The sequence below is a fragment of the Nocardioides marmoriginsengisoli genome (genome assembly GCF_003725695.1).
GTDB lineage: Bacteria > Actinomycetota > Actinomycetes > Propionibacteriales > Nocardioidaceae > Marmoricola > Marmoricola marmoriginsengisoli.
In genome coordinates this window covers 383,475-408,631 of sequence record NZ_RJSE01000007.1, presented here as the reverse complement: position 1 = coordinate 408,631, position 25,157 = coordinate 383,475, and the positions used below count along the sequence as shown (strand labels likewise).

Here is a 25,157-nt window from a genome sequence, read left to right as displayed (position 1 = left end):
GTCGCACGAGTAGGCCCGAAGCGTCGTACCCGCGGTTGCCGAGGCAACAAGAACGGCCCACTCGAGCGACAAGGAGGGCCTTCTCGACTAGGCGGTCTGGCTGGCGTGCTTCCCGCTAGCCTGGGCCTGGGCGACCTTCTCCTCGATCGCCATCAGGTCCTCGACCGACCCGGGGGCGGCGTCGCCGAGGACGAGCTCGGCCTCCTGCTCGGCCCGGAGCAGGTCGATCGAGCGGACCAGCTCCGCGACCCGGACCAGCGCGGTGGCGTGCGCGGACTCGGCGTTCTCGGCGCGTACCGTCATCGCCGCGGTCTCCCGCTGCGCCTTCACCAGGGCACCCTGGAGCTCGTGCATGGTGGTGGTCGACTCGGCGAGGCGCTCGGTCATCGCGGTGGTGAACTCGGCGTGCTCGGCGGCGCGCTCGGAGAAGAGCGTCCGGTACGCCGTCGCGGTGGACGCGCGGTCGCTGGCGTTCTCGCGCCGCGACTGCAGCACCTCGGTCCAGGTGATCCGCAGGGCGGCCCAGCCGAGGACCAGGGCGGCGACCGCGCTGACGCTGAGCAGGGCGGGCGACTGGGTCGGGAGGGCGATCAGGACGGCAACCGTGGCCACCGCGAGCAAGGTGACCGCGACGGTGACGCGGACACTGCGTTGCCGACGACGAGAGGACGTTCGTGAGCCTGCCATGCGCTCAGCGTAGGTCGCCGCGCGCGGCGGGCGGGACGCGACACGCGTGCTCGAGCAGCAGGCCGGCAGCCACCGCGGCTGCTGCACCGACCGCAGCCGCGATCGCCCGTAAGGCGAGCACGTCCGCCCCGTTCCCGGAAGCGCCGATGGTGGAGATCAGCATCCCGATCGAACCGCCGAGCGCCAGCGCGGCGAGCCGGTCGATGGTCTTGCCGAGCGCCAGCCGCCGTACGCCCTGCTGCGCGGTCAGGCGGCGGCGCTCGCGGTGGACGGTCCGCCAGGTCAGGTAGGCGGTGCCGGCGGTCACCGCCATCACGAACCAGACCACGGCCACGGCGGTCCAGGAGATCACCGGCGTCGGCGACCCGTTCCGGATCGCGATGCCGCGGGCGGCCCAGCCGGCGACGAGGCCGATCGACCCGAGGACGACCAGCGGACCCGGCCCGGTCGGCTCGATGTGACCGCTCGGTTCCGGTTCGTCCGGCTCGACCAGCGGCGGCTGGTCCCGGGTCACCTCAGGAGACCTCGAGGGTCAGGTCGTCACGCCGTACGACGCCGTCGAGGCCGGCCTTCTCCAGGAGCTCGGCGACGGTGCCGTAGCCGGGGATCTCCGCGTCCGACTCGAGGTCGTTCCAGGGAGCCAGCACGAAGGCGCGCTCGGCGGCCCGGGGGTGCGGCAGCCGGAGGGAGTCGTCGTCCGCGTGCCGGTCGCCGACGACGATCAGGTCGACGTCCAGGGTGCGCGGGCCGTTGAGCACGTCGCGCTCGCGCCCGTAGGCGTCCTCGACCGCGTGCGCGCGCTCGAGCAGGGTCCGCGCCGAGAGGGTGGTGTCCAGGGTGACCACGGCGTTGAGGAACGGCTTCGACCCGGCCGGGGCACCGATCGGCTCGGTCTCGTAGACCGGCGAGACACCGGTCAGCCAGACCTCGGGGGTGTCCTCGAGCGCGTCCACGGCGCCCTGGAGCGAGTACATCCGTTCCCCCAGGTTCGATCCCAGCGCGATCACGGCGCGTCTGATCGGGTGCATCTCGCCGGTCAGGGTGTCGGTGTCGATCACTGCGGGGTTCGGGGACTCGGTCATGTTCGGCTCCGTCTGATGGTCAGGGCGACGTCCGAGAACGTCGCCTCTATCGGGGCGTTCGGCTTGTGGACGGTGACGTCCACCCAGTCGACCTGCTCGTAGGCGAGGCAGACGTCGGCGATGCGTTGGGCCAGGGTCTCGATCAGGTCGACCGGGTCGTTCTCGACGGCTTCCTTCACCGCGTCGACGAGCAACCCGTAGTGGACGGTCTTGGTCAGGTCGTCGGAGGAGGCGGCGGAGCGGGTGTCCATGCCCAGCACCAGATCGATCACGAAGATCTGTCCGTCGCGACGCTCGAAATCGAACACACCGTGGTGTCCGTAGATCTCGATGCCGCGCACCGCCAGCTGGTCAGTCATTCCTCCTCGACCCTACCCGCGCGCTCGGAACGCCCAACCGCGGGACCGAACGAGCGCCCCTGCCACCGCGCCACGACGCGCAGGGCGTCGACGCTCCCCCGCACCTCGTGCACCCGGACGGTCCAGACGCCCAGCACCCCGGCGAGCGTCGTCAGCGCCACGTTGGCGTCCTCGCGGTCCAGGACCGGCCGGGGGGTGCCGTCGGCGTCGGCGAGCAGCGAGCCGAGGAAGGACTTCCGGCTGGACCCGACCAGGATCGGCAGGCCGAGCTCCTCGAACGCGTCCAGCCCGGCCAGCAGCTCCCAGTTGTGGTCGGCGGTCTTGGCGAAGCCGAGGCCCGGGTCGATCGCGAGCCGCTCCAGCCTGATCCCGGCTGCCAGCGCAGCCTCCACGCGGGCCCCGAGCTCGGCGCGGACATCCCCGACGACGCCGCCCTGGTCGGGCCCGGAGTACGTCGCCCGCTGCTGCATCTCGGACGCGTGCGCCCGCCAGTGCATCGCCACGTAGGCGGCGTCGTGCTCGGCCACGACCTTGAGGATGTCCGGGTCGGCGAGCCCGCCGGAGACGTCGTTGACCAGCACCGCGCCGGCGGCCAGCGCGGCTTCGGCGACCTCGGCCCGCATGGTGTCGACCGAGACCAGAGCACCCGCGGCAGTGAGGCCGCTGATCACCGGGACCACCCGGGCCAGCTCGTCGGCCACCACCGGTCGGGTCGCCCCCGGCCGGGTGGACTCGCCGCCGATGTCGAGGAGGTCCGCGCCCTGCTCCAGCATCTCCAGACCGTGCGCGACCGCGGTCTCCACCTCGGCGTACAGGCCGCCGTCGGAGAACGAGTCCGGGGTCACGTTGACCACGCCCATCACCAGCGGTCGGTCCACGACCGGCAGCCCGGCGACGTGGCGCTGGGTGAGCGAGGCGATCGCGGCAGCCACAGGGCTACCGGTGGGCGGCGTTGATGAGCGCCATCGCCTCAGAACGGGTGGCGGCGTTGTGCATGATCCCGCGGACGGCCGAGGTGATCGTGCGGGCGCCGGCCTTCTTCACCCCGCGCATCGTCATGCAGAGGTGCTCGGCCTCGATCACCACGATCACGCCACGGGCATCGAGGATCTCGACCAGCGCGTCCGCGATCTGGGTGGTCAGCCGCTCCTGCACCTGAGGCCGCTTGGCGTAGACGTCGACCAGCCGGGCGAGCTTGGACAGCCCGGTGATCTTGCCGGACTCGGCCGGGATGTAGCCGACGTGGGCTACCCCGGTGAACGGCACCAGGTGGTGCTCGCACATCGACCAGAGCTCGATGTCGCGGACCAGCACCATCTCGTCGTGACCGAGGTCGAAGGTGGTGGTGAGCACCCCCTCCGCGGTCTGCCGCAGGCCCGCGGTCAGCTCCTTGTAGGCCCGGGCCACCCGGTCCGGGGTGTCGAGCAGGCCCTCGCGCTCGGGGTCCTCGCCGATCGCGTAGAGCAGCTCCTTGATCGCTGCGGCGGCCCGGTCGTGGTCGAACTCGTTGATCGGGGCCAGCGAGCCCGCGCTGATCGGGCCGACGCTCACGGCGCGTTCCCGGGGTTCGGCGCCTCTCCGAAGGAGTCGCCGTCGGTGTTCGGCGGGGTCAGGATCACGCCGCCCTCGTCCGCCGGCTCGGGAGCCGCCGGAGCACCGGCCGGCACGTCGATCGGCGGGATCGCGGACGGCGTCCGGTCCGGCGAACCGGTCCAGGCCGGGCGGGCCGAGCGGCGTCGCAGCGGCTCGAAGACCTCGGCGACCTGCTCCTTGTCGAGGGTCTCCTTCTCCAGCAGCGCGAGCACCAGGGCGTCGAGGACGTCCCGGTTCTCCTCGAGGATGTCGTAGGCCTCCTGGTGCGCCGCCTGCAGGAACTTCTTGGTCTCGTCGTCGACGATCGCGGCAACGTCCTCGGAGTAGTTCCGGGTGTGCCCCAGGTCGCGGCCCAGGAACGGCTCACCGCCGCTGTCGCCGAGCTTGATCGCGCCGAGGGTCTCGGTCATGCCGTACTGGGTGACCATCGCCCGGGCCAGCGAGGTGGCCTTCTCGATGTCGTTGCCGGCACCGGTCGTCGGGTCGTGGAAGATCATCTCCTCCGCGGCGCGACCTCCGAGCATGTACGCCAGCTTGTCGAGCATCTCCGACCGGGTCTGGGAGTACTTGTCCTCGTCCGGGAGCACCATCGTGTAACCGAGGGCCCGGCCGCGCGGCAGGATCGTGATCTTGTGCACCGGGTCGGTGCCGGGGAGAGCCGCGGCGACCAGGGCGTGTCCGCCCTCGTGGTACGCCGTGATCAGCTTCTCCTTCTCGCTCATCAACCGGGTCCGCTTCTGCGGGCCGGCGATGACCCGGTCGATCGCCTCGTCGAGCATCTCCGCGTCGATCACCTTGCCGTTGAGGCGGGCGGTGAGCAGGGCGGCCTCGTTGAGCACGTTCGCCAGGTCGGCACCGGTGAAGCCCGGCGTACGACGGGCCACCGAGAGCAGGTCCACGTCGGGACCGATCGGCTTGCCGCGGGCGTGCACCTTGAGGATCTGCTCGCGGCCCTTGAGGTCGGGAGCGTCGACGCTGATCTGGCGGTCGAAACGTCCGGGCCGCAGCAGGGCGGGGTCCAGGACGTCGGGACGGTTGGTCGCGGCGATCAGGATGACGCCGCCGCGGACGTCGAAGCCGTCCATCTCGACGAGGAGCTGGTTGAGGGTCTGCTCGCGCTCGTCATGCCCTCCCCCCATGCCAGTGCCGCGGTGGCGGCCGACCGCGTCGATCTCGTCGATGAAGACGATCGCCGGAGCGTTCTCCTTCGCCTGCTCGAACAGGTCGCGGACCCGGGAGGCACCGACACCGACGAACATCTCGACGAAGTCCGAGCCGGAGATCGAGTAGAACGGCACGCCCGCCTCGCCGGCGACGGCGCGCGCAAGCAGGGTCTTGCCGGTACCCGGCTGGCCGTAGAGCAGCACACCCTTGGGGATCTTGGCGCCGACGGCCTGGAACTTGGCGGGCTCCTGGAGGAACTCCTTGATCTCGCCGAGCTCCTCGATGGCCTCCTCGCAGCCGGCCACGTCGGCGAAGGTGGTCTTCGGCATGTCCTTGCTGATCAGCTTGGCCTTGGACTTGGCGAACTGCATCACCTTGCCACCGCCGCCCTGGACCTGGTTCATCAGGAACAGGAACAGCAGGACCAGGATGATGATGGGCAGGAAGGTGGCGAGGATCGTGCCGAGCACGCTCGGCTTGGAGATCTTGACCGCGACCTTGCTGATCTTGTCCGCCTGGTTCTGCTTCAGCGCCTCCGCCATCAGGCCGACCTGCTGGCCGTCGACCCAGTTGGCCATCACCTTCTTGCCGTCCTTGAGCTCGGCACGCATCTGCTGGTCGGTGCCGTCGACGAAGGTGATCTTCTTGATGTCGCCGTCGTTGATGTGGGTGACCATGCTGGAGGTCTCGATCTCGGTGTAACCGCCGTCGGGCGAGATGAGCTGCAGCGCGAGAATGACGCCCAGAACGGCAAGACCGATCCACAACCAGGGACCGCGGAGAATTCGCTTCACGCCGGACATACTCTCAGGTAGTCCCAGATCTCGCTTCCGCGCGGGTCTTTCCTAGCTGTAAACGTGCGGCGCCAGGGTGCCGATGTCGCGCAGGTTGCGGTAGCGCTCCTGGTAGTCGAGGCCGTAGCCGACGACGAACTCGTTCGGGATGTCCCAGCCGACGTACTTGACCCCGACATCCATCTGCTGCGCCTCGGGCTTGCGCAGCAGCGTGCAGATCTCCAGCGAGGCCGGGTTGCGCGAGGCCAGGTTCGAGATCAACCAGGAGAGCGTCAGGCCGGTGTCGATGATCTCGTCGACCACGATCACGTGCCGGTTGGTGATGTCGGTGTCCAGGTCCTTGAGGATCCGGACCACACCGGAGGACTTGGTGCCGGACCCGTACGACGTCACCGCCATCCAGTCCATCTCGACGTGCCGGTTCAGCGCCCGCGCCAGGTCCGCCATCACCATCACCGCACCGCGCAGGATGCCGACGATCAGGACGTCCTTGCCGGCGTAGTCCGCCTCGATCTCCTGCGCCAGCTCCTTGAGCTTGCCCTGGATCTGCTCCTCGGTGAAAAGGATGTTGACGAGGTCCGATTCGACATCCGCGGCGTCCATGGGTCCAAGCGTGCCACAGGGATTATCCGAGCCGACGACCGCGTTACGTTCTCATGCGCCTCTCCGTCCTCGACCTCGTTCCCGTTCGCAGCGACCAGACCACCGGAGACGCGCTGGCAGCCACCACGAGCCTGGCCCGGGTGGCCGACGAGACCGGCTACCACCGCTACTGGCTGGCCGAGCACCACAACATGCCAGCCGTGGCCGCGACCAACCCTCCGCTGCTGATCGCCCTGGTCGCCGGCAGCACCCGCCGGATCCGGGTCGGCTCGGGCGGGGTGATGCTGCCCAACCACGCGCCGCTGGTGATCGCGGAGCAGTTCGCACTCCTGGAGGCCGCGTTCCCGGGCCGGATCGACCTCGGCATCGGCCGGGCCCCCGGCTCCGACCCGGTGACGTCGTACGCGCTCCGGCACGGCGGCGGCGGGGTCACCGACGACGCGGTCGCCCAGTTCCCGTCGTACGTCGACAACGTGATCTCGATGATGAGCCCCGGTGGCGTGGGCCTGCAGGTCAACGGCCGGGTGCACGCCCTGAACGCGACCCCCGCGGCGACGAGCCGACCGGACGTCTGGCTGCTCGGCTCGTCGGACTACTCGGCCCAGCTGGCCGCGTCGCGGGGACTGCCGTACGTCTTCGCGCACCACTTCTCCGGCAACGGCACCGACCAGGCGCTGGCGCTCTACCGGGACGGGTTCCAGCCCTCGGAGGAGCTGGCGGAGCCGAAGACGTTCCTCACCGTGAACGCCGTGGTGGCCGAGGACGCCGAGGAGGCGGAGGCGCTGGCGCTGCCCCAGCTCCAGGCGATGGTCGCGCTGCGGACCGGCGGCACGCTCCGCCCCCAGCGACTGATCGAGGACGCGCAGTCCGACCCGATCCCGGACGCCCACCGCCCCCTCGTCGAGGCGATGCGACGGCGCTGGGTGATCGGCACCCCGGCCGCCGCAGCCGGTCAGCTCCGCGAGCTCGCCGCGACGTACGGCGTGGACGAGGTGATGGTGCACCCGGTCGCCGGTGCTCGTCAGGGCACTCCGACCCACTCCTCCCCGGCCCGCGAGGAGACCCTCCGGCTGCTCGCGAAGGAACTCCTCTGAAGATCACCAGATCCAGCGGACCAGCGCGACGTACCCGAACCCCCACGCGGCAACGTTCACCAAGGCGAAGGCGGCCCATCCGGCACGGAGCACGGCGTCCCATCGGCTCGCCTCCGACGTCTCCTTGGCGCCGCGGTACCGGGGCGCCGCCTCCAGTTCCTCCAGGGTGCGGCGTACCCGCTCCGGCGCCTCGCCCCACTGGTCTCGCGGCCAGTTGAGCGCCTTCAAGCGACCGCGCGGATCCTGGCGGGCACGCTCGAACGCATCCACCGAGGCCTGATCGCGCTCCGCCTCGAAGTAGGACCAGCGCCCGGCCTCCACCAGGTTGCCGGTGCTCCGGTGCACCGCGGCGAGCCGGCGGCGGAGGTCGAGGTCGGTGGGGATGCCCTGCACCAGGGTGGTCAGGCGCTGGATCGCGACATGGGTGTGCCCGCGCTGGAGGTCGTCCTCCACCCGCTGCAGCACCCGCTCACGATTCAGCACGCGACGATTGTCGCGGAGGCCGGAGTCTGGATCGACTGGTTATCGCCGGCGGGCGATCAGTCCGGAAGCGGCGGAGTCGGCTTGAAGAGGATCCTCGACTCGCCCTCGCGGTAGGCGGTGACGTGCCCGGGCAGCTGGATCTCCTTGCCCGGTCGCGTACCCCGGATCGCCTGCACGTGTTCGTAGGTCAGCTCGGACGGGATCGCGCCGGCTTCGATCGCGGCCAACCGCAGGACGCGCCCGAAGATCGCCGGGCTGGTGTACTCCAGGTCGTCGGCATCGATGCCGCCCTCGATCCGCGCCTCCTCCAGGGCGGCCTCGGCGTGCAGGTCGAGCTCGTCCATGTCGAGGCGCAACTGCTCCGCCGTCCGGGCGAGCGCCTGGGCGACGCCGGGGCCGAGCTCGCGCTCGAGCACCGGGAGCACCGAGTGCCGCACGCGGGACCGGAGGAACCGCGGGTCGGCGTTGTGCGGGTCCTCCCACCAGACGATGTCCTCGGCGCGGCAGGCAGCCTCGGTCTGGGCGCGGGTGATCCCGAGCAACGGGCGGGAGAACGCCGTCGAGTGCCGGAACACCTCGTGCCCCAGGTAGAGCGTCCGCGGACCGTCCGGCGTCTCCTCGGTACGGCTCGCGATGGGCTCAAGCACCGGCTCGCCCTCATCACGCCGGAAGCCGTGCCGCATCCCCTGCAGCGACCGCCCGCCCGATCCGCGGGCCAGGCCGAGCAGCACGTTCTCGGCCTGGTCGTCCAGGGTGTGCCCGAGCAGCACGAGCTCCGTGGAGAAGTGTTCGGCAAGCTGGGAGAGCGCGGCGTACCGGGCCTCCCGGGCACCGGCCTCGATCCCGGCAGGACCTGGGTCGACAGTGACCCGGATCGTCGCAGTCTCGTCGGCGCCCAGCGCCGCCATCTGCTCGACCACCCGCGCGGTGTGCTCGGCCGAACCCTCCTGCAACCCGTGGTCGACGACCACGCCGATCACCCGGGTCTCCTTCAGCTTGGCGACCTCGAAGATCGTCGCCGCGAGCAGCGCGAGGGAGTCGGCGCCCCCGGAGCAGGCGACCATCACCGAGCTCCCGAGGTCTGGTGCCCAGTACCCGCCCTCGCCGTCATTGAGGATCGTCAGATTCCGGCGCACCGCCAGCCGGACCGCCGCGACCGCCGGGTCGAGCCCCATCAGCCGTGGACGCGCTTCAACCACGACTCCGGGTCGTGGATCTCGGACTTCGTGGGCAGGTTCGCGGGCTCGGCGAAGACGGCGTTGAAGCCCTCCATGCCGACCTTGTCGATGGCGGCCCGGACGAAGACGGCCCCGTCGCGGTACTGCGCCATCTTCTGGTCCAGGCCGAGGAGCCGGCGGAGCAGCTTGTCGAGCGTGCCGATGCCCTTGCGGCGTTGGGTGAACCGTGCCCGGATCTGGTCGACGCTCGGGATCACCTCGGGCCCGACACCGTCCATCACCACGTCCGCGTGCCCCTCGAGCAGGCTCATCACACCGGTGACCTTGTCGATGATCGTCTTCTGCTCGGGCGTCGAGAACAGGTCGAGCAGACTCGCGTCGGACTTGCCGGAGAGCACCGAACCGACCCGGGAGAGTCCCTCGCTGAGCAGCGCGGACGGGTCCGTCTCCACCTGGCCGACGATCTCGCCCATCAGGTCCTGGAGGTGGTCGCGCATCCACGGGACCGCGGTGAACTGCACCCGGTGGGTCTCCTCGTGCAGGCAGACCCAGAGCCGGAAGTCGTGCTCGTCGACCCCGAGCTCGCGCTCGACGTGGACGATGTTCGGCGCCACCAGGAGCAGCCGGCCGGCCGCACCCTCGGCTTGGTGGAACGGGTCGAACTGGCCGAGCACCTTGCCACCGAGGAAGCCCAGCATCACGCCGAGCTCGGCACCGGTGATCCGGGACCCGATCGCCTCCGCCATCGCCGACGGCGGCCCCTTCTTCTCCTGGAGCTTGCCGACGATCGGGGCGATCACCGTCGCGAAACCGTCGGCGTTGGCCTGGATCCAGCCGGGCCGGTCGACGACCAGGACCGGGGCGGTGCGTGCCTCGGCGTACAGGCCGGTGAACTCGCGCACCAGCGGCGTGGACTTCTCGGCACCCCCGCGGAGCTCCGCGACGACCTCCGACGCCTCGCCGCGGGAGACGGCCGGTCCGTCGCCGGCGAGCCGCGACCCCACCCGTACGGCGAGGTCCCAGTCGATCATCGGGGCGCTCGCCGCCCGCGTCGGTGCTTCAGTCATGGGAAGACCCTACGGGCCGCAGTGACATGACCCCAGCGCCCCGGCCATCAGGTCCAGATCGTGCTGAGCGGCCAGCTGGTCCTCGACCGGCACCCTGTCGGTGATCAGCACGAACGCCATCAGGTTGCCGTCGAGATCCGTGGCCAGGCCGGCGAGGCCGCGGACGCCGGTCAGCGTGCCGGTCTTCGCCCGGACCCGTCCCAGGGCATCGGCGGGTCCCTTGTCGAACCGGCTCTGCAACGATCCGGTGAAGCCTGCGACCGGCAGCCCGGTGAGCGCCTCGCGCAGCTCCGGGTGCTCGGTCGACGCGGCCGCCTGCAGGACGCCGAGCAGGATCCCCGGGGTCAGCAGGGTCTGCCGGGACAGGCCGCTGCCGTCGTAGATCCGCGACCCGGCGGTGTCGATCTTCAGGCCTTGCAGCACCTCGACCACCCCGGCGGCACCCCCGAGGAAGGACCCGTCGCCGCTGACCGCCAGCCCGACCTGGTGGGACAGCACCTCGGCCGCGTTGTTGTCGCTGACGGCCAGGGTCTGCTGCACGATCTCGCCGACCGGGGCGCTCTCCACCTTCGCGAGCTCGGCGGCAGCGGCGGGGGCGGTGCGCTGCCGCGGCGCGCCCACCACGGTGATGCCGCTCCGGCGCAGGGCGGTGGCGAATGCGTTCGCGGCAACCTCGGCGGGATTCGCGACGTACCGGCCGTCGACGACGCCCTGGTCGATCCAGAGCGCGCTGATCGGAGGAGCGACGTTCTCGGGGAGGTACGTGGCCGGCCAGCGCGGGTTGAGGCCGGGACCGGAGAAGAGGCTGTCGTCGTACCCGAGGGTCACCTTGCTGACCTGCTGCGCCTTCAGGGCCGCGGCGGTACGGCGCGCCAGGGTGCCGATGTCGGCGCGGGCCGGGTACTGGCCGCGGGCGCGCTTGGTCGAGCCGGCCAGGAACGGGTCGCCGCCGCCGACCAGCACGATCCGGTTGCCGGCACCGACCACCCGGGTCGAGAACCGGGTCATCGGGCCGAGCTTCTCCAGCGCGGCCACGCTGGTCAGCAGCTTCATCGTCGAGGCCGGGGTGACCGCGGAGGCACCGCGTCGCAGCACGATCTTCCCGGTGGCGACCTCGCTGACGGCGATGCTCACGTGCTTGCCGAGATCCGGGTCGGCGACGTACGGCGCCAGCGCCTTGCGCACCGCGGCCGGATCGATCCGGCCGGGAGCCTGGGGCAGCGCCACCGGGGCGGCGGCAGGCCCTGCCGTGAGGTCGAGCCCCTCCGGGGGCAGCACCCGGGCGGGGTCGGTGCCGGGGGTGGCCCGGTCCAGGCCCAGCCAGCGGTGACCGAGGTCGAGCTCCGCGTTGCCGATGGCCGCGACGACCACCAGGGCGACCAGGGCCTCCGGGATCCAGGAGGTCCAGCGCCGGGTACGCCGGGTGCGGCCGGCGTGGCGTTGCTCACGCGTCGGCATGTTTCGCCTCCTCGGTTGGCTCTTCCCAGGCATTGTGCGGGAGACTAGCCGGGTCGCGGTCGCGGGTCATGGTCGGCACCTACGCCTGATCACCGACGCCGACGACCCCCTCACTCATCGGATATTGCTGTCGGAAGGAAACACCGTGGAATTCGACGTACTCGTGGAGATCCCCAAGGGCTCACGGAACAAGTACGAGGTCGACCATGAGACCGGGCGGATCCGCCTCGACCGGATGCTCTTCACCTCGACCGCGTACCCCGAGGACTACGGCTACATCGAGAACACCCTCGGCCTGGACGGCGACCCGCTGGACGCGCTGGTGATCCTGCAGGCGCCGACGTTCCCGGGCTGCCTGATCAAGTGCCGCGCGATCGGCATGTTCCGGATGACCGACGAGGCCGGCGGCGACGACAAGGTCCTCTGCGTCCCGACGCACGACCCGCGCCTGGAGCACCTGCGCGACATCAACCACGTCTCGAAGTTCGACCGCCTCGAGATCCAGCACTTCTTCGAGGTCTACAAGGACCTGGAGCCGGGCAAGTCCGTCGAGGGCGCCAACTGGGTCGGCCGTACCGAGGCCGAGGCCGAGGTGCTCGCCTCGTTCGAGCGCGCCAAGGCCGCCGGGTACACGACGAACCACTGAGCAAGGACGCGCCAGCGGCCTTGCTCGTCGGTCATCGAGCAGTGAGCGCTGACTGAGGAACGAAGTCGGCGACCGAGCGCGTCGAGATGTGGTGACGTGCGCGCAGAAGTCACCACGTCTCGACAAGCTCGACGTCCGGGTCAGGCCGCTTTGATTCCGCGGAAGTAGCCGATGGCGCCGGACATCGTCAGGGTGATGTCGGTGTAGCCGGCCTCGGCCATCCACTCCTGGACCTCGGCACGGGTGGCGCTGGGGCCGAGCAGGCCGGAGAGGCGGCCCACCTGGCGGATGGGCAGGGTCCGAAGACCCGTGTCGTTGAGCAGCGCACTGCCGGTGAGCACTCCCCCGGCGTGCGTCACCCGGCCCATCTCCAGGACCGCGCGGTGCGGGTCGGGGAAGCAGTGCAGGCCGGTGAACGAGACCACCAGGTCGAACTCGCCGTCGCCGTACGGCAGGTCGCCGACGTCGGCGAGGCTCGGTTCCACCTGGTCGGCGACCCCGCGCTCCCGGGCCGCGTCCATGGTCCGGTCCAGCATCGCCTGGGCGATGTCGGCCGCCACGTAGCGCACGTCCTGCCCGGGCCGAAGCCCGCGCAGCGCGACCCCGCCGCCGCAGGGCACGTCCAGGATCGCTGACCCGGCCGGCTGGCGGCCGATCTCCGCCGCGGCGTCGTACAGCATCCGCAGGTCGCTGCCGATCCCGGCCTTCCAGACGACCCCGCCCGCGCGCGGGTGCTCGACGGTCCAGTCGTAGAACGACGCCCACAACGGGTCCTCGCTCCAGCCGCCGAGGCCGGGTACGCGCAATCTCTCAAGCACCGGTGCGATCTCCCTCTCGAGTTCCGGGCGCCATCATCTCGGTCGCCTGCAGCTCCGCCGGTACGCCGAACCCGTCGACCAGGTCCTCGGCGATCGGCCGGATCCTGCGGCAGAGCTCGCCGACCTCCCGGCTGATCGCCTTCGCCCGTTGCGACGACAACCTGCCGTGCTCCATCCACCAGGCCCGATCGGCCTCGATGGTGGACAGCGCGTACAGGTCGCTCAGCAGGTTCAGCGCGATCTTGTTGCCGCCGTCGGGCATCGCAGCCACCTTGGCCACGAAGGCCTCCAGCACCAGCCGCTCGACGTGCGCCCGGGCGGCGGCGATGACGTGGTCCTGGCAGCGGCTGAAGACCTCGGCCGGCTCCATGTCGGAATCCATCCCGCGCTTGAGCCGTCGGGCGACCCCGGAGAGCATGTGCTCCTCGCGCCACCGCAGCATCGTCAGCTGGTACTCCGGGTCGAGGAGACCGGCGTCGACGTCGCCCTCCCCGTCCCCGTCGTCCCAGCCCGGGATGACGTCCTTGATCCGCTCCAGCAGCTTGTGCACGGCGGTCCGCTCGATCACCGTGTCGACCGCGATGCCGGCGACGAACCTGACCATGCCGAGCTGGTCGAGCTCCCCGAACGACGTCGAGTAGTCGGTGAGCAGGCCCTTGGCGACCAGCTGCAGCAGGATGTGGTTGTCACCCTCGAAGGTGGTGAAGACGTCGGTGTCGGCACGGAGCGCGTCGAACCGGTTGGCCGACAGGTAGCCGGCCCCGCCGCAGGCCTCGCGGCACTCCTGGATCGTCTCCGAGGCGTGCCAGGTGCCGAGGGCCTTGGTGCCGGCGGCCCGCGACTCCAAGGCGCGCCGGGTGCGTTCGTCGACCTCCTCGGTCGCCGAGAAGACGTCGTGCAGCTGGCCGGCCAGCACCTCCTGGGCGAAGTGCAGCGCATAGGTCCGGGCGATCAGCGGGAACAGCCGGCGCTGGTGCAGGCCGTAGTCGAGGAGCAGCTCCTCGCCGGCCCCCGGGTTGCCGAACTGACGACGGCCGAGCGCGTACTTGGTCGCGATCGAGAGCGCCACCTTGCTGGCGTTGATGCCGGCGCCGCCGACGCAGACCCGGCCCTGGACCAGGGTGCCGAGCATCGTGAAGAACCGGCGGTCAGGGTTGTCGATGTCCGAGACGTAGACCCCCGTCTCGGTGACGTCGGCGTACCGGTTGAGGAGGTTCTCCCGCGGGATCCTGACGCCGTCGAAGGCGATCCGGCCGTTGTCGACGCCGTTGAGGCCGATCTTGCGACCGTCGTCGGAGATCCGTACGCCGGGGAGCGCCCGGCCCTTCCCGTCCCGGATCGGTACGACGAACGCGTGCACTCCCTCGGACCGGCCGCCGATCTCCAGCTGGGCGAAGACCACCGCGAGCCGGGCGTGCGCGGCGGCGTTGCCGATGTAGTCCTTGCGGGCCGACTCGTCCGGGGTGGTGATCACGAACTCGCGGGTCGCCACGTCGTAGGTCGCGACGGTGCCGAGCGCCTGGACGTTGGAGCCGTGCCCGGTCTCGGTCATCGCGAAGCAGCCGAGGGTCCGGGCGCTGACCAGGTCGGTGAGGTACGCGTCGTGGTGGGGCTTGGTGCCGAGCTGGAGGATCGCCCCGCCGAAGAGCCCGAATTGGACGCCGACCTTCACCAGCACCGAGAGGTCGCCGAAGGCCATCGTCTCGAAGGCCGCCACCGAGGCGCCGATGTCGCCGCCCCCGCCGTACTCGACCGGGAAGCCGAGGCCGGTCTGCCCGGTGCCGGCGAGCTCCTGGACGACCTCGAGGACCCGCTCGCGGAAGGCCGCCCGGTCCAGCTCGCGCTGGTCGTCGAGCACGGAGGCGTACTCGACGAGGCGCTTGCGGGTGAGCTCCCGGACCTCGACGTACTTGCCGTCCAGCAGGGCGGTCAGTGTCGGAACCTCGACGACGGGCTGCTCGTAGTCGGCCATGCCCTCACTCTGCCAGTACGACGGCAGGTTCCGACAGGCTCGGAGCCGAGGCTCAGGGCCGGCCGAAGTAGTTCGGCGGGATCCAGTAGTACATCGAGTCGATCGAGACATCCCGGCCGGTCCGCGGCGCGTGCAGGATCTGACCGTTGCCGATGTACAGCGCCACGTGGTGGATCGTGTCCGGGGTGTCGCCCCAGAAGACCAGGTCGCCGGGACGCAGGTCGGTGACGCCGATGTGCTCGGTCTCGTCGTACTGGGCCGCGGAGTAGTGCGGCAGCGAGACGCCGCCGGCGCGCCAGGCCATCATCGTCAGCCCGGAGCAGTCCCAGGAGTTCGGACCGGCCGCGGCCCAGACGTAGGGCTCGCCGAGCTGGGCACGGGCGAACTCGATCGCGCGGGCGGCTGCTCGGGTGGTGCCGACGGCGGGCCGGCCCGGGCTGCCCGCTCCGGAGGACCCGGAGCCGCCGTTGCTGCCCGAGCCCGCGGCGGCCTGGTCGGCTGCCTGCTCGGCCTGCTGGGCAGCGGCGTGCGCAGCCGCCTGCGCCGCCGCGGAGACGGCCTTGTCGTGGGCGATCTTCTCCAGCCCGGCCTGCCGGCGTCGGGCGAGGCTGACGGAGATCTTCTGGGCCGCCGCGAGCTCGCTGATCAGCTGCTGGCGCTGCACCGCGATCGCGGATGCCTGCCGCTGCGCGGACTGGGCCGCCTGGGTGGCGACGTCGCGCAGCTGCGCCGCCTCGCGGACCAGTCCGGCCTGCTTGGTCTGGGCCTCCTCGGCACGGGTCCTGGCAGTCTTGGCCATCACCTCGGAGGCCTTGAACTGCTCGAACCGCGCCTGGATCGAGTCCGAGGCGCTCTTGGCCACCTGGACCTCGGACATCACCTCTTCGGGGCCGCCCTCGGCGAAGAAGGCGGTCAGCCCGTTGAGCGCTCCGCCGTGGTGCGCGCTCGCGGTGGCCAGTGCGGCCAGCCCGGAGCGCTCGGTCGCGGCCCGCTCGGTCGCGGCGTCGGCGGCGGCGATCGCGGCTGCGGTCGCCTTCTTGGCCTCACCGAGGCGCCACTGGGCGCCGTTGTAGGCCTCCGAGGCCACCTCGGCCTGCTGGGCCGCCGCTTCCAGGGCGCTCTGCGCCAGCGCCAGGTCCGCGCGGATGGCGGCGACGTCGCCGGCCTTCCGGGCGACCTGGGCCTTCGCCTGGTCGACCTGCTGCTTGCTCGGGATCGGCTTGCGCCGGTCCGCGTCGGCGGAGGCCGTCACCCCGGCGACGGAGGCGATCGCCACCGCAACAGCCACGGCACCACGGACAGCCCTGCGCACGAAGATCCCCCTGGTGCCTCGACTCGATCTCGGTCGGTTCCAGCCGCCGAATTACTCGGCGGCACGTCCCGACGTTAAACCTCATCCGTCACATGGGGAACATTTTTCGAAAAGAATCTCGAATCGGACAGCGTGTCGTGTTGACAAACTACAACGTTGTCATTTGGACAGAACGGGCGCCAGCTCGTCGTCCGGGTCGTCGATCGGGATCTCGTCGGTGGACGTCGTCGGGTGCGACCGTCGACCCCAGCGTTCGAACTTCTGCCCGGTCCCCAGGGCCGCGAGGTAGACCGCGACGATCGCGATCGCGAGGCCGGCGATGTCGTCGGCGATGTAGTGCCAGCCGAAGTAGGTCGTGGCAAGGATGGTCAGGCCGGAGTAGGTCCACAACGCCACCCGGAAGGCCTTCGTGCGCAGCGTGTACTGGGCGACCAGCGCCAGCGAGACGGTGATCGCGACGTGCAGCGACGCGAACCCGGCGACGGATTGCACGCCGTCGGCGAACGGATCGAACCGGATGTTCTGCCGGCCGTTGAACAACCCGTCCTGCAGCTGCGCCACCCCGGTGTCCGGGAGGTCCTTGTAGAGCCACGGGAAGAAGAAGTTCGGGCCCAGCGTCGGGATCACGTAGTAGCTCAGCGTGCCGAGCGCCCAGCAGATGCACTGCGCGGTGATGAACCAGTACCCGAACGAGACGTTCCGCGACCAGACCGCCCAGATCACGATCGAGATCGGCACCATCGGCAGGAAGATCAGGTAGATCCAGGACAGCACGTGGGCGGACACGCCGGTGCCGAGCACGTTGTGCAGGATCGTCGACGGGTCGTGCCCGAAGAGCATCCACTCGTCCATCCGGTGCAGGGCGTAGTCGTACTTCGTCGGCCGGCCGTCCCCGTCGGACATGATGAACGGCAGGAAGTTCTTCAGGTTCCGGTAGCTGACGTAGGTCACGTAGAACGAGATCAGGCCGACCACCACCAGGGTGATCCGGTCCTTGGTCCAGTGCTCCTTGATCAGCAGGGTCGCCTCGGCCTTGTAGCGACCCGGATTGCCGCGCGCGCGGAAGAGCGTCCGCGGCACGATGTCGGCGATGAACGCGCCGGCGACCAGCAGCGGGAGACGGAGCCAGGCAGGCCCCAGGAACCCGTCCGGGTCACGCAGCGGATAGCCGAGAGACTTGCTGCAGATGAAGGCCAGGAGGCCCATCACTACGGCGACCGCCACCACCATTGCATATGCCCGCCGCTTCACGAGAAGTCATTCTAGGGACAAGTGCCTGAACTCGCTCGGCTGCGTCTCGGGGAGGGTGGCGAGACGGTCGGTCCGGACCGCCAGCCGGACCCGTTCCCCCACGGCCGCGGGCCGGGCCGGATCCGCTACCGCGGCGATCGTCCCGAGGCCGTCGACGTCGACCTCGAGACGGGTCTGCTCCGGGCTCACCCGGGCCGCCAGCACCACCCCGGAGAGGGGCCCGTCCGGGTCGACCACCAGGGCGGACCGGCGCAGCGCCACTTCGGTCCACGACCCGCTGGGATCGATCACCGCCCGCAGCACCGCCGCCTGCTCGCCGCTGAGCACCCCGGCGTACCCGAGGAACCGGGCCGCCCAGGCGTCGGTGGGGTGGGCCCAGACCTCGGCGAGGTCGCCGGACTGGACGATCCGGCCGGCCCGCATCACCGCCATCCGGTCGGCGATCGCGAACGCCTCCTCGTGGTCGTGGGTGACCAGCAGGGTGGTCGTCCCGGCGCGGCGGAGGATGTCGTGCAGGTCGGTCGCCAGCCGCTCCCGCAAGCCGCGGTCCAGGGCGCTCAGCGGCTCGTCGAGCAGCAGCATCCGCGGCTCGACCGCCAGCGACCGGGCCAGCGCCACCCGCTGCCGCTCACCGCCCGACAGGGTGGCCGGGGTGCGGTCCCCGAAGCCGGCGAGACCGACCAGGTCCAGGAGTTCGGCGATCCGGTCCGCGATCCGGGCCGACGGAAGCCGGCGGAGGCGGAGCGGGTAGCCGATGTTGCGGGCGACGCTCTGGTGCGGGAACAGCTGACCGTCCTGGAACATCAGCGCGAACCCGCGCCGGTGGGTCGGTACCCGCGCCAGGTCCTCGTCGCCGTACCGGATCGTGCCGGAGGCCGGGGATTCCAGGCCGGCCACGGCGCGCAGCAGCGTCGACTTGCCCGAGCCGGACGGCCCCAGCACCGCGGTGACCGAACCGGCCGGCACCTCCAGGTCGACCCGGTCGACGGCGACGGTCCCGTCGAAGGCCACGGTCAGGTCGCGGACGGTCAGGCTCATCTCGGCTCCTCTCATCAGAACGCTCCCACGGAGCCGACGCGCAGCCGCTCGACGACCAGCATCACCGCGCCGGTGGCCGCCGCCAGCACCACGGCGGCCGCCGTCGCCATCCCGAAGTTCGCGCTCCCCGGATGGCTGATCAGCTGGTAGATCACCACCGGCATGGTCGGGGTGTCGTCGCGCGCCAGGAAGCTGGTCGCACCGAACTCGCCGAGCGAGACCGCGAACGCGAACCCGGCCGCGGCGGCCAGCGCCCGCCAGGCGTGCGGCAGGTCGACGGCGAGCAGCACCCGGGCCGGGCCGGCGCCGAGCGACGCCGCCGCCTCGCGCTGCCGCGGGTCGATCGAGCTCAGCACCGGGGCGACCGTGCGGACCACCAGCGGCAGCGCCACCATCGCCTGCGCGATCGGCACCAGCAGCGAGGACGTCCGCAGGTCCAGCGGCGGCCGGTTCAGGGTGATCAGGAAGCCGAAGCCGAGGGTCACCGCCGAGACGCCGAGCGGGAGCATGAAGACGCCGTCGAAGGTCGCCGACAGTCGCCGTACGCCGGCCGAGCGCGGCCGGCGGGAGACCAGGAACGCGACGATCGTGCCGAGGACGAGGGCCAGCCCCGCCGCCTGCACGGCGACCTCGAAGGAGCGTTGCAGCGCGTGGGTGGCGGTGTCGAGCAGCGCGTTGTCCGCACCGGTCCCCTGCAGCGCCCGGTAGTTCGCCAGGCTCCAGCCGCCGTCGGTCCGCAGCGAGCTCACCAGCAGGGACAGCAGCGGGGTCATCAGCAGCGCCACCACGACCACGGTCCAGCCGACGAGCGGGAGGTCGCGCAGCCGCGGACTCCTCCCCGACTCCCCGGCGCGAGCCAGCGGCGGCGCCGTCCGGCGAGCCCGGTGCAGCGCCACCAGCAGGCCGGTGACCACGACGATCTGCAGCACCGAGAGCGCCGCGGCGGAGGTCAGGTCCAGCTCCTGGGTGGTCAGCAGGTAGATCTCGGTCTCGACGTTCGCGTAGCGCAGCCCTCCCAGGGTCAGCACGATCCCGAACGAGGTCGAGCAGAACAGGAACACCACGCTCGCCGCCGACGCCACCGCCGGAGCCAGCGCAGGCAGGGTCACGGTCAGGAACACCCGGGCCGGCGAGGCCCCCAGGGTCGCCGCCGCCTCCTCGGTACGCCGGTCGATCCCCTCCCAGAAGGCGCCCACCGTCCGCACCACGACGCTGACGTTGAAGAACACCAGGGCCGCCACGATCGCGGCCGGCGTCCCGTCGAGACCGAGCCCGCCGAGCGGACCGGACGTGGCGATCAGCTGCCGGAAGGCGACCCCGACGACCACGGTCGGCAGCACGAACGGGACCACGATCAGGGTGCGCAGCAGCCGCTGTCCCGGGAACCGCAACCGGTGCAGCACGAACGCCGTCGGGACGCCGAGGACGACCGCGAGGATCGTGGACAGCCCGGCCGTCCAGACCGTGAACCAGAGCACCCGGTGCACCCGGTCCCGGGTGAGCACGTCGAGCACGCCGCCGGGGTCGAAGGCTCCGTCGGGCCAGAAGCCGCGCTGGATCATCCCCCCGACGGGGTAGAGGAAGAAGGCTCCGAGGACGGCCAGGGGCACCGCGGCGAGCGCCGCGGTGCCCAGTCGACGCGCGGTCAGCGCGTGGTCAGGTCGCGCCACTCGCGCAACCAGTCCGCCCGCTTCTCGGTGATCTCCGAGGCCGGTACGACGACCGGCTTCGGCGCGGTCGGGGCCCAGGTGTCCCAGCCCTCCGGCAGCGGCGTGGTGGTGTCGACCGGGTAGACGTACATGTTGTCCGGCAATGCCGCCTGGAACTCACGGGTGGTCATGAAGTCGATGAACTTCTGCATGTTCTTCGGGTTCTTCGCCCCGGCCAGCACTCCGGCGTACTCGACCTGACGGAAGCAGGTGTCCAGGAGCGCGCTGGTGGTCGGCTCGTCGCCACCCTCGGGGACCGTGAACGGCGGCGAGGACGAGTACGAGAGCACGATCGGCCGGTCGCCCTTGCCGCCACCGGCGGTGAAGTCGACCTCGTAGGCGTCGCTCCAGCCGGCGTCGATCTTCACGCCGTTGTCGAGCAGGTCGGACCAGTAGTCCTTCCAGTCGTCGCCGTAGGTGCCGATGGTGGCGAGCAGGAAGGCCAGGCCGGGCGAGGACGAGGTGGCACCCGGCACGACCAGCAGGTTCTTGTACCGCGGGTCGGCCAGGTCGTCGAACGTCTTCGGCGGCGCCAGCTTCTTGGCCGCGAACCAGGTGTCGTCGACGTTGATGCAGACGTCGCCGTAGTCGATCGGGGTGAGGTAGCCGGCGTCGTCACCGGTCAGCGCGAAGCTCTTCACCGAGCCCGGCAGGACCATCGGCGTGTACTTCGCCAGGACGCCCTCGTCGATGGCCCGGGTGGCGAAGGTGTTGTCGATCCCGAAGACGCCGTCGGCGAGCGGGTCGTCCTTGGTCAGGACCAGCTTGTTGGTCAGTGCCCCGGCGTCGCCGTGGGCCTGGAGCTTCACGGTGATCCCGGTCTGCTCGGTGAAGTCCGCCAGCACCTTCTTGTCCATGTTCCACGAGTCGTGGGTGGCGAGGGTGATGGTCTTGCTCTCCGGCCGGTCGGCCTTCGGCTCGTCGCTGCCGCAGCCGGCCAGGGCTGCCGCGATGGTCACCGCTGCTGAGGCGGCGATGAATTTCTTGATGGGCGTACGCATGACTCTCCTTCGACTTCCTTCGCCGGTACTAACCGGTGCAGGTTCAAGGGTCTGCGGCGGATCCGCACTCTCAGCGCTAGGCGCTCCCCTGTCGTGAAGTACCTACCCTAGTCGACGGCGGGCAGGGAGTAGCTCCGGGTCCCCTCGGCGTCGTCGGTGCGGGCCAGGTCGCCCTTGAGGGCGAGCAGCTCGAGGTGGGCGAGGGTCTCGAACGCGGCCAGGACTGCGTCGAACGGACCGAGCTCGGAACGGTTCCGGTTGTGCCGGGTCCACGGCAGCACCGCGGCGACCTCCCAGGCGGTCCCCGCTCCTCCGGCGACGGCGTCCTTGCACTGGTCGAGGCGCTCGTCGTGGAACGCGAGCAGGTCGTCGACGCGCCGGTGCGAGCTCGGCGCGACCGGCCCGTGCGCCGGCAGCAGCAGCATGTCGGGCATCGCGCGCACCTTCTCCAGCGAGTCCAGGAAGTCGCGCAGCGGGTTCTCCACCCAAGCCGGCTCGAAGCCGATCGACGGCGTGATCGTGGGCAGCACGTGGTCGCCGGCGAAGAGCATCCCGCCCTCGGTGTCGGCGTACACGTAGTGGCCCTGGGTGTGTCCGGGGGTGGCGATGGCCGAGATCGGCCGGCCCCCGACGTCGATGACGAGGTCGCGGTCGAGCCAGACGTCGGGCATGCCGTAGTTCTTCACCGGCTGGTCCTCGCGCGGCATGTTGTCGCGCCACAGCTCCACCAGGTCGCTCGCCCCGGCCGCGATCAGCCGGGAGAGGTTCGGGTCGACGTTCAGGCTCTCGTCGTGCATCAGGTCCATCGTGGCCTTGTCGCCGATGCCCAGGCTGACCTCGGCGCCGGTCTCCTGGCCGACCACCCACGCCTGGGTGTAGTGGTCGCGGTGCATGTGGGTGACGAGGAAGCGCCGGATGTCCTTGACGGTGTAGCCCAGCGTCTTCAGCGCGGAGTCGAACAGGGCCCGCGACTCCGGGATCGCCCAGCCGCCGTCGACGAGCACCAGCCCCTGCTCGGTCTCCATCACGTAGACGTTGACCGCGCGCAGGCCGTCCATCGGCAGCGGCAGCGGGATCCGGTGCACGCCCGGGGCGACCGTCCAGGCACCCGGCTCGGTCCAGAGCGCGCCGGAGTCCGGACTGATCTGGCGCGAGGTCTGTCCGGCGTGGGCTGCTTCGGAGGTCATGCCTCCATCATCGGGCAACGAGTCCCCGGCCCGTGATGAGGGGCAGGTCCTTGGCGACGACCAGGCCGCCCGGGGCGTCGCAGACGGCCGACACCGCGTTGACCAGCCGCATCGCGGTGGTGATCATCCCGGAGACGTTGTGGTCGCCGTGCTCGCCGTGGTGGTTGAAGTCCACCTTCATCATCGGCTCGCCGACGATCTCGACCCGGTAGCCGCCGTCCCCCTCGGCCGGCTGCGGCCACGCGGGGCCCTGGGCCGGGTTCGTCCGGGTGACGTGGTCGAGCTGGACCCGCGGGACCCCGTCGACGGTGCCGATGACCCCGAACTTCACCGCGCCCATCGACCCGGCCGGGACCTCGCAGGAGTCGATCGTGAGGTCGACCTCGGACGGGATCCGCTCGTGGTACTCCTCGAGCACCGGGTCGAGCTCCAGCTCCAGGCCGGCCGCGATCTGGCGGACGACAGGCCCCCAGGCCGCCGTCAGCACTCCGGGCTGCCAGAGCAGCGCCGGGTAGTCCATCGGGCGCCCGAACCCGTAGAGGTCCTGCATGACGACGGGCTGGTAGTACGTCGAGTAGTCGCAGATCTCGCTGACCACGACCTTGTCGATCCGCTGCGACAGCGACGTCATCACCAGCGGCAGCACGTCGTTGGCGAAGCCGGGGTCGATGCCGTTGACGTGCAGGCTGGCGCCGTTCGCGGCACCCGCGGCGTTGATCCGGTCGACGTACGAGTCCAGTCCGGAGCCGTCGGGGAAGGTCAGCACGACCGGACCGGAGGAGATCACGTTGATGCCGTGCTCGACGATCTCGACCAGGTCCTCGAGGGCGTCGAAGATCCGGTCGTCGGTCATCGCCGAGTGCACGACGGCATCGGGCTCCAGGTCGTAGAGCGCTTGCTTGTCCTGGGTGGCGAGCACGCCGAGGTCGCGGTCCAGCCCGGCCAGCCGGCCGGCGTCCTGGCCGACCTTCTCCGGGTTCGAGACCCAGAGGCCGACCAGCTCGAGGTCGGGACGGGCGTCGATGCCGGCGATCGCGTGCCGGCCGATGGTGCCGGTCGACCAGGCGACGACCCGCTTCACCGGGGCGCTCATCGGACCGGGCCCAGGTCGGGGAGCTTGAAGTCCAGGTTGGGGATGTCCAGGCCGCCGTCGACCTCGACCACCTTGCCGGTCAGGAACGAGCCGGCCCGGCTGGCCAGGTAGACGACCGCCGCGGCGATGTCCTCGACCTCCCCGACCCGCTGCATCGTGGTCTTCTCGGCCAGCTCGGTCATCACCGCCTCGTCGCTGGCGACGTAGTCGAGCGCGCTGGTCATGATCGACCCGGTGCCGATCGCGTTCACCCGGATCAGCGGCGCGAGGTCCTTCGAGACCAGGCGGGTCCAGTGGGTGAGCGCGGCCTTGGCGGTGCCGTAGGCGGCGTACCCGCGCCCCGAGACCCGGCCGATCACCGAGGAGATGTTGACGATCGCGCCGCCCGGGTCGTCGCCGGTCAGCATCAGCGGGACCGCCGCCCGGGTGAGGGCGTGGGCGGTCGCCACGTTGAACCGGAACGCCTCGACCAGGAAGTCCTCATCGGTGTCCAGGAACGGCAGCGGCATCGTGCCGCCGACGTTGTTCACGATCACGTCCAGGCGCCCGAACTCGTCGTACGCCGCCTGGGCCAGCCCCGCGGTCTGCTCGAGGACGCTGAGGTCGGCCTTGACGACCAGGGCCCGGCGGCCCACGGCCTCGACCTGCGCCGCGACCTCGGCGAGCTGCGAGGAGTGCCGCGCGGAGATGACCACGTCGGCGCCTGCCTCGGCGAGAGCGACGGCGGAGGCGGCTCCGATCCCGCGTCCGGCACCGGTGATGACGGCGACCTGGCCGTCGACCTTGAAGCGATCCAGAATCATGCTCGGACTGTAACGTGTTCTAGTTTCGCGGGAAAGGGGTCGCTGGAAAAGCGAGAGAGCCCGGCCCCCACGGACCAGGCTCTCTCGACGTTCGTTCGCCTCAGGCGGTGTGCGCCCCGCGGCTCTCGTGGGACTTGCGCGAGCTCCGGATGGCGAGGCCACCGGCGACCACCAGGACGAGGCCGGCGATCAGCAGGTACAGCTGCGGGCCACCGGTGTTCGGCAGGTGGTCACCCGGCGGGGAGACCGTCGTACCGCCCGGCAGGATCGTGATGTCCACGGTCTTGGTGCAGGTGGTCTTCGCGTCCGGCATGATCGCGGACGCGGTCAGCGGGAGGGTGGTCTTCTTCTTGACGACGGGCGCCTTGAACTTCTGGACGAAGACCTCGGCCTTGCCGGTCCGCACCTCGCCGTTGAACGTCATCTCCCAGGACACCGGGTCGCCGGCACTGGCGCGAGCGGCCAGACGCGGAGTGGTGAACTGCTGGGACTCACCGGTGGCCGTGAAGGTGGCGCCGGACTTGACGATTTGGGAGTCGACGAAGACGTTGCAGCTGGTCTCCGGGTAGGCCTGGGCCGACGGCGACAGGCCGACCATCGCGAACAATGCCGCAAGGGTCGTGATCCCGATCAGTATCAGCTTCTTCATCCACTCGTCTCCAGCGTCGGTGCGTCCTGCAAGGGCATTCAGCACGTCAAGTCTTTCCCCGTGACCCCTTTAACGACGTGAGGGCCACCCCGTTACGGCCCTAGTCCGATGAAATC

General features: G+C 70.7%; 25 protein-coding genes and 1 riboswitch. Of the genes, 2 read left to right on the top strand and 23 right to left on the bottom strand.

What is annotated here, in order from left to right; all coding sequences use genetic code 11:
- Window positions 1-87: 87 nt before the first annotated feature.
- The 8 genes from EFK50_RS10575 to hpt form a co-directional block, all read right to left on the bottom strand.
- Entirely contained in the window at window positions 88-687 is a 600-nt protein-coding gene (locus tag EFK50_RS10575) for a hypothetical protein (RefSeq protein ID WP_148046120.1), read from the bottom strand.
- Between the two features lie 4 nt (window positions 688-691).
- Window positions 692-1,201 (bottom strand): DUF3180 domain-containing protein, encoded by a 510-nt coding sequence (locus EFK50_RS10570; protein ID WP_123227521.1) that lies wholly within the window; start codon window positions 1,199-1,201, stop codon window positions 692-694.
- A gap of 1 nt (window position 1,202) precedes the next feature.
- On the bottom strand, window positions 1,203-1,769 hold the full coding sequence (gene folK, locus EFK50_RS10565) for a 2-amino-4-hydroxy-6-hydroxymethyldihydropteridine diphosphokinase (RefSeq protein ID WP_123227520.1): 567 nt from the start codon (window positions 1,767-1,769) through the stop codon (window positions 1,203-1,205).
- Window positions 1,766-2,128 (bottom strand): dihydroneopterin aldolase, encoded by a 363-nt coding sequence (gene folB / locus EFK50_RS10560; protein WP_123227519.1) that lies wholly within the window; start codon window positions 2,126-2,128, stop codon window positions 1,766-1,768. The genes folK and folB overlap by 4 nt, the downstream gene beginning before the upstream one ends.
- Window positions 2,125-2,988, bottom strand: a complete 864-nt coding sequence (folP, locus tag EFK50_RS10555) for a dihydropteroate synthase (protein ID WP_123228621.1) — start codon at window positions 2,986-2,988, stop codon at window positions 2,125-2,127. The genes folB and folP overlap by 4 nt, the downstream gene beginning before the upstream one ends.
- A 76-nt stretch (window positions 2,989-3,064) precedes the next feature.
- On the bottom strand, window positions 3,065-3,640 hold the full coding sequence (gene folE / locus EFK50_RS10550; protein WP_246004191.1) for a GTP cyclohydrolase I FolE: 576 nt from the start codon (window positions 3,638-3,640) through the stop codon (window positions 3,065-3,067).
- Between the two features lie 35 nt (window positions 3,641-3,675).
- Window positions 3,676-5,688: an ATP-dependent zinc metalloprotease FtsH gene (ftsH, locus tag EFK50_RS10545; protein WP_123227518.1), complete on the bottom strand. Its 2,013-nt coding sequence runs from the start codon at window positions 5,686-5,688 to the stop codon at window positions 3,676-3,678.
- 42 nt (window positions 5,689-5,730) lie between these two features.
- Window positions 5,731-6,282, bottom strand: a complete 552-nt coding sequence (hpt, locus tag EFK50_RS10540) for a hypoxanthine phosphoribosyltransferase (RefSeq protein ID WP_123227517.1) — start codon at window positions 6,280-6,282, stop codon at window positions 5,731-5,733.
- 53 nt (window positions 6,283-6,335) lie between these two features.
- Between hpt and EFK50_RS10535 the strand changes: the two genes are divergently transcribed.
- Window positions 6,336-7,376, top strand: a complete 1,041-nt coding sequence (locus EFK50_RS10535) for an LLM class flavin-dependent oxidoreductase (protein WP_123227516.1) — start codon at window positions 6,336-6,338, stop codon at window positions 7,374-7,376.
- 3 nt (window positions 7,377-7,379) lie between these two features.
- Here EFK50_RS10535 and EFK50_RS10530 read toward each other — a convergent pair whose 3' ends face one another.
- Genes EFK50_RS10530 through dacB form a run of 4 tightly spaced genes read right to left on the bottom strand, consistent with a single transcriptional unit; the run spans window position 7,380 to window position 11,562 of the window.
- Window positions 7,380-7,859, bottom strand: coding sequence for a DUF6584 family protein (locus tag EFK50_RS10530; RefSeq protein WP_123227515.1), 480 nt, complete (start codon window positions 7,857-7,859; stop codon window positions 7,380-7,382).
- A 56-nt stretch (window positions 7,860-7,915) separates the two neighbouring features.
- Window positions 7,916-9,058: a tRNA lysidine(34) synthetase TilS gene (tilS, locus tag EFK50_RS10525; protein WP_342772420.1), complete on the bottom strand. Its 1,143-nt coding sequence runs from the start codon at window positions 9,056-9,058 to the stop codon at window positions 7,916-7,918.
- A complete protein-coding gene (locus EFK50_RS10520) occupies window positions 9,034-10,104 on the bottom strand; it encodes a zinc-dependent metalloprotease (RefSeq protein WP_246004119.1) in 1,071 nt (356 codons plus the stop codon). Before EFK50_RS10520 ends, tilS begins: the two co-directional genes overlap by 25 nt.
- A gap of 9 nt (window positions 10,105-10,113) precedes the next feature.
- Window positions 10,114-11,562, bottom strand: coding sequence for a D-alanyl-D-alanine carboxypeptidase/D-alanyl-D-alanine endopeptidase (gene dacB, locus EFK50_RS10515; protein WP_123227512.1), 1,449 nt, complete (start codon window positions 11,560-11,562; stop codon window positions 10,114-10,116).
- A 145-nt stretch (window positions 11,563-11,707) separates the two neighbouring features.
- On the opposite strand from dacB, the gene EFK50_RS10510 reads away from it, so the two are divergent.
- Entirely contained in the window at window positions 11,708-12,208 is a 501-nt protein-coding gene (locus tag EFK50_RS10510; protein WP_123227511.1) for an inorganic diphosphatase, read from the top strand.
- Window positions 12,209-12,348: 140 nt separating this feature from the next.
- Here EFK50_RS10510 and EFK50_RS10505 read toward each other — a convergent pair whose 3' ends face one another.
- From EFK50_RS10505 to EFK50_RS10450, 11 genes are all read right to left on the bottom strand, one after another.
- Window positions 12,349-13,026 (bottom strand): class I SAM-dependent methyltransferase, encoded by a 678-nt coding sequence (locus tag EFK50_RS10505; protein WP_148046119.1) that lies wholly within the window; start codon window positions 13,024-13,026, stop codon window positions 12,349-12,351.
- Window positions 13,019-14,998 (bottom strand): acyl-CoA dehydrogenase family protein, encoded by a 1,980-nt coding sequence (locus EFK50_RS10500; protein WP_123227509.1) that lies wholly within the window; start codon window positions 14,996-14,998, stop codon window positions 13,019-13,021. Before EFK50_RS10500 ends, EFK50_RS10505 begins: the two co-directional genes overlap by 8 nt.
- Window positions 14,999-15,050: 52 nt before the next feature.
- The gene (locus EFK50_RS10495) at window positions 15,051-16,286 is read right to left on the bottom strand and encodes a C40 family peptidase (RefSeq protein ID WP_221177351.1); all 1,236 of its coding nucleotides are present in this window, start codon (window positions 16,284-16,286) and stop codon (window positions 15,051-15,053) included.
- Between the two features lie 183 nt (window positions 16,287-16,469).
- The gene (locus tag EFK50_RS10485; RefSeq protein ID WP_246004118.1) at window positions 16,470-17,561 is read right to left on the bottom strand and encodes a phosphatase PAP2 family protein; all 1,092 of its coding nucleotides are present in this window, start codon (window positions 17,559-17,561) and stop codon (window positions 16,470-16,472) included.
- Window positions 17,562-17,567: 6 nt separating this feature from the next.
- Entirely contained in the window at window positions 17,568-18,599 is a 1,032-nt protein-coding gene (locus tag EFK50_RS10480) for an ABC transporter ATP-binding protein (RefSeq protein ID WP_123227505.1), read from the bottom strand.
- A 14-nt stretch (window positions 18,600-18,613) separates the two neighbouring features.
- Window positions 18,614-20,269: an ABC transporter permease gene (locus EFK50_RS10475; protein ID WP_246004117.1), complete on the bottom strand. Its 1,656-nt coding sequence runs from the start codon at window positions 20,267-20,269 to the stop codon at window positions 18,614-18,616.
- Window positions 20,245-21,309, bottom strand: coding sequence for a thiamine ABC transporter substrate-binding protein (locus EFK50_RS10470; RefSeq protein ID WP_123227504.1), 1,065 nt, complete (start codon window positions 21,307-21,309; stop codon window positions 20,245-20,247). Before EFK50_RS10470 ends, EFK50_RS10475 begins: the two co-directional genes overlap by 25 nt.
- A riboswitch (TPP riboswitch) is annotated at window positions 21,307-21,409 on the bottom strand. (Overlaps the previous gene by 3 nt.)
- A 7-nt stretch (window positions 21,410-21,416) precedes the next feature.
- Window positions 21,417-22,496, bottom strand: coding sequence for an MBL fold metallo-hydrolase (locus tag EFK50_RS10465; RefSeq protein ID WP_123227503.1), 1,080 nt, complete (start codon window positions 22,494-22,496; stop codon window positions 21,417-21,419).
- 7 nt (window positions 22,497-22,503) lie between these two features.
- On the bottom strand, window positions 22,504-23,589 hold the full coding sequence (locus EFK50_RS10460; protein WP_123227502.1) for an NAD(P)H-dependent amine dehydrogenase family protein: 1,086 nt from the start codon (window positions 23,587-23,589) through the stop codon (window positions 22,504-22,506).
- On the bottom strand, window positions 23,586-24,392 hold the full coding sequence (locus EFK50_RS10455; RefSeq protein WP_123227501.1) for an SDR family oxidoreductase: 807 nt from the start codon (window positions 24,390-24,392) through the stop codon (window positions 23,586-23,588). Before EFK50_RS10455 ends, EFK50_RS10460 begins: the two co-directional genes overlap by 4 nt.
- A 100-nt stretch (window positions 24,393-24,492) precedes the next feature.
- A complete protein-coding gene (locus tag EFK50_RS10450) occupies window positions 24,493-25,041 on the bottom strand; it encodes an LPXTG cell wall anchor domain-containing protein (RefSeq protein ID WP_123227500.1) in 549 nt (182 codons plus the stop codon).
- Window positions 25,042-25,157 lie beyond the last annotated feature (116 nt).

Coding starts and splice junctions, on each gene's coding strand:
- EFK50_RS10480 (WP_123227505.1), bottom strand. CDS start 18,599: ATGAGCCTGACCGTCCGCGACCTGACCGTGGCCTTCGACGGGACCGTC.
- EFK50_RS10450 (WP_123227500.1), bottom strand. CDS start 25,041: ATGAAGAAGCTGATACTGATCGGGATCACGACCCTTGCGGCATTGTTC.
- ftsH (WP_123227518.1), bottom strand. CDS start 5,688: ATGTCCGGCGTGAAGCGAATTCTCCGCGGTCCCTGGTTGTGGATCGGT.
- EFK50_RS10460 (WP_123227502.1), bottom strand. CDS start 23,589: ATGAGCGCCCCGGTGAAGCGGGTCGTCGCCTGGTCGACCGGCACCATC.
- EFK50_RS10500 (WP_123227509.1), bottom strand. CDS start 14,998: ATGGCCGACTACGAGCAGCCCGTCGTCGAGGTTCCGACACTGACCGCC.
- EFK50_RS10470 (WP_123227504.1), bottom strand. CDS start 21,309: ATGCGTACGCCCATCAAGAAATTCATCGCCGCCTCAGCAGCGGTGACC.
- EFK50_RS10575 (WP_148046120.1), bottom strand. CDS start 687: ATGGCAGGCTCACGAACGTCCTCTCGTCGTCGGCAACGCAGTGTCCGC.
- folK (WP_123227520.1), bottom strand. CDS start 1,769: ATGACCGAGTCCCCGAACCCCGCAGTGATCGACACCGACACCCTGACC.
- EFK50_RS10535 (WP_123227516.1), top strand. CDS start 6,336: ATGCGCCTCTCCGTCCTCGACCTCGTTCCCGTTCGCAGCGACCAGACC.
- folB (WP_123227519.1), bottom strand. CDS start 2,128: ATGACTGACCAGCTGGCGGTGCGCGGCATCGAGATCTACGGACACCAC.
- EFK50_RS10465 (WP_123227503.1), bottom strand. CDS start 22,496: ATGACCTCCGAAGCAGCCCACGCCGGACAGACCTCGCGCCAGATCAGT.
- EFK50_RS10455 (WP_123227501.1), bottom strand. CDS start 24,392: ATGATTCTGGATCGCTTCAAGGTCGACGGCCAGGTCGCCGTCATCACC.
- dacB (WP_123227512.1), bottom strand. CDS start 11,562: ATGCCGACGCGTGAGCAACGCCACGCCGGCCGCACCCGGCGTACCCGG.
- hpt (WP_123227517.1), bottom strand. CDS start 6,282: ATGGACGCCGCGGATGTCGAATCGGACCTCGTCAACATCCTTTTCACC.
- folP (WP_123228621.1), bottom strand. CDS start 2,988: ATGGGCGTGGTCAACGTGACCCCGGACTCGTTCTCCGACGGCGGCCTG.
- EFK50_RS10520 (WP_246004119.1), bottom strand. CDS start 10,104: ATGACTGAAGCACCGACGCGGGCGGCGAGCGCCCCGATGATCGACTGG.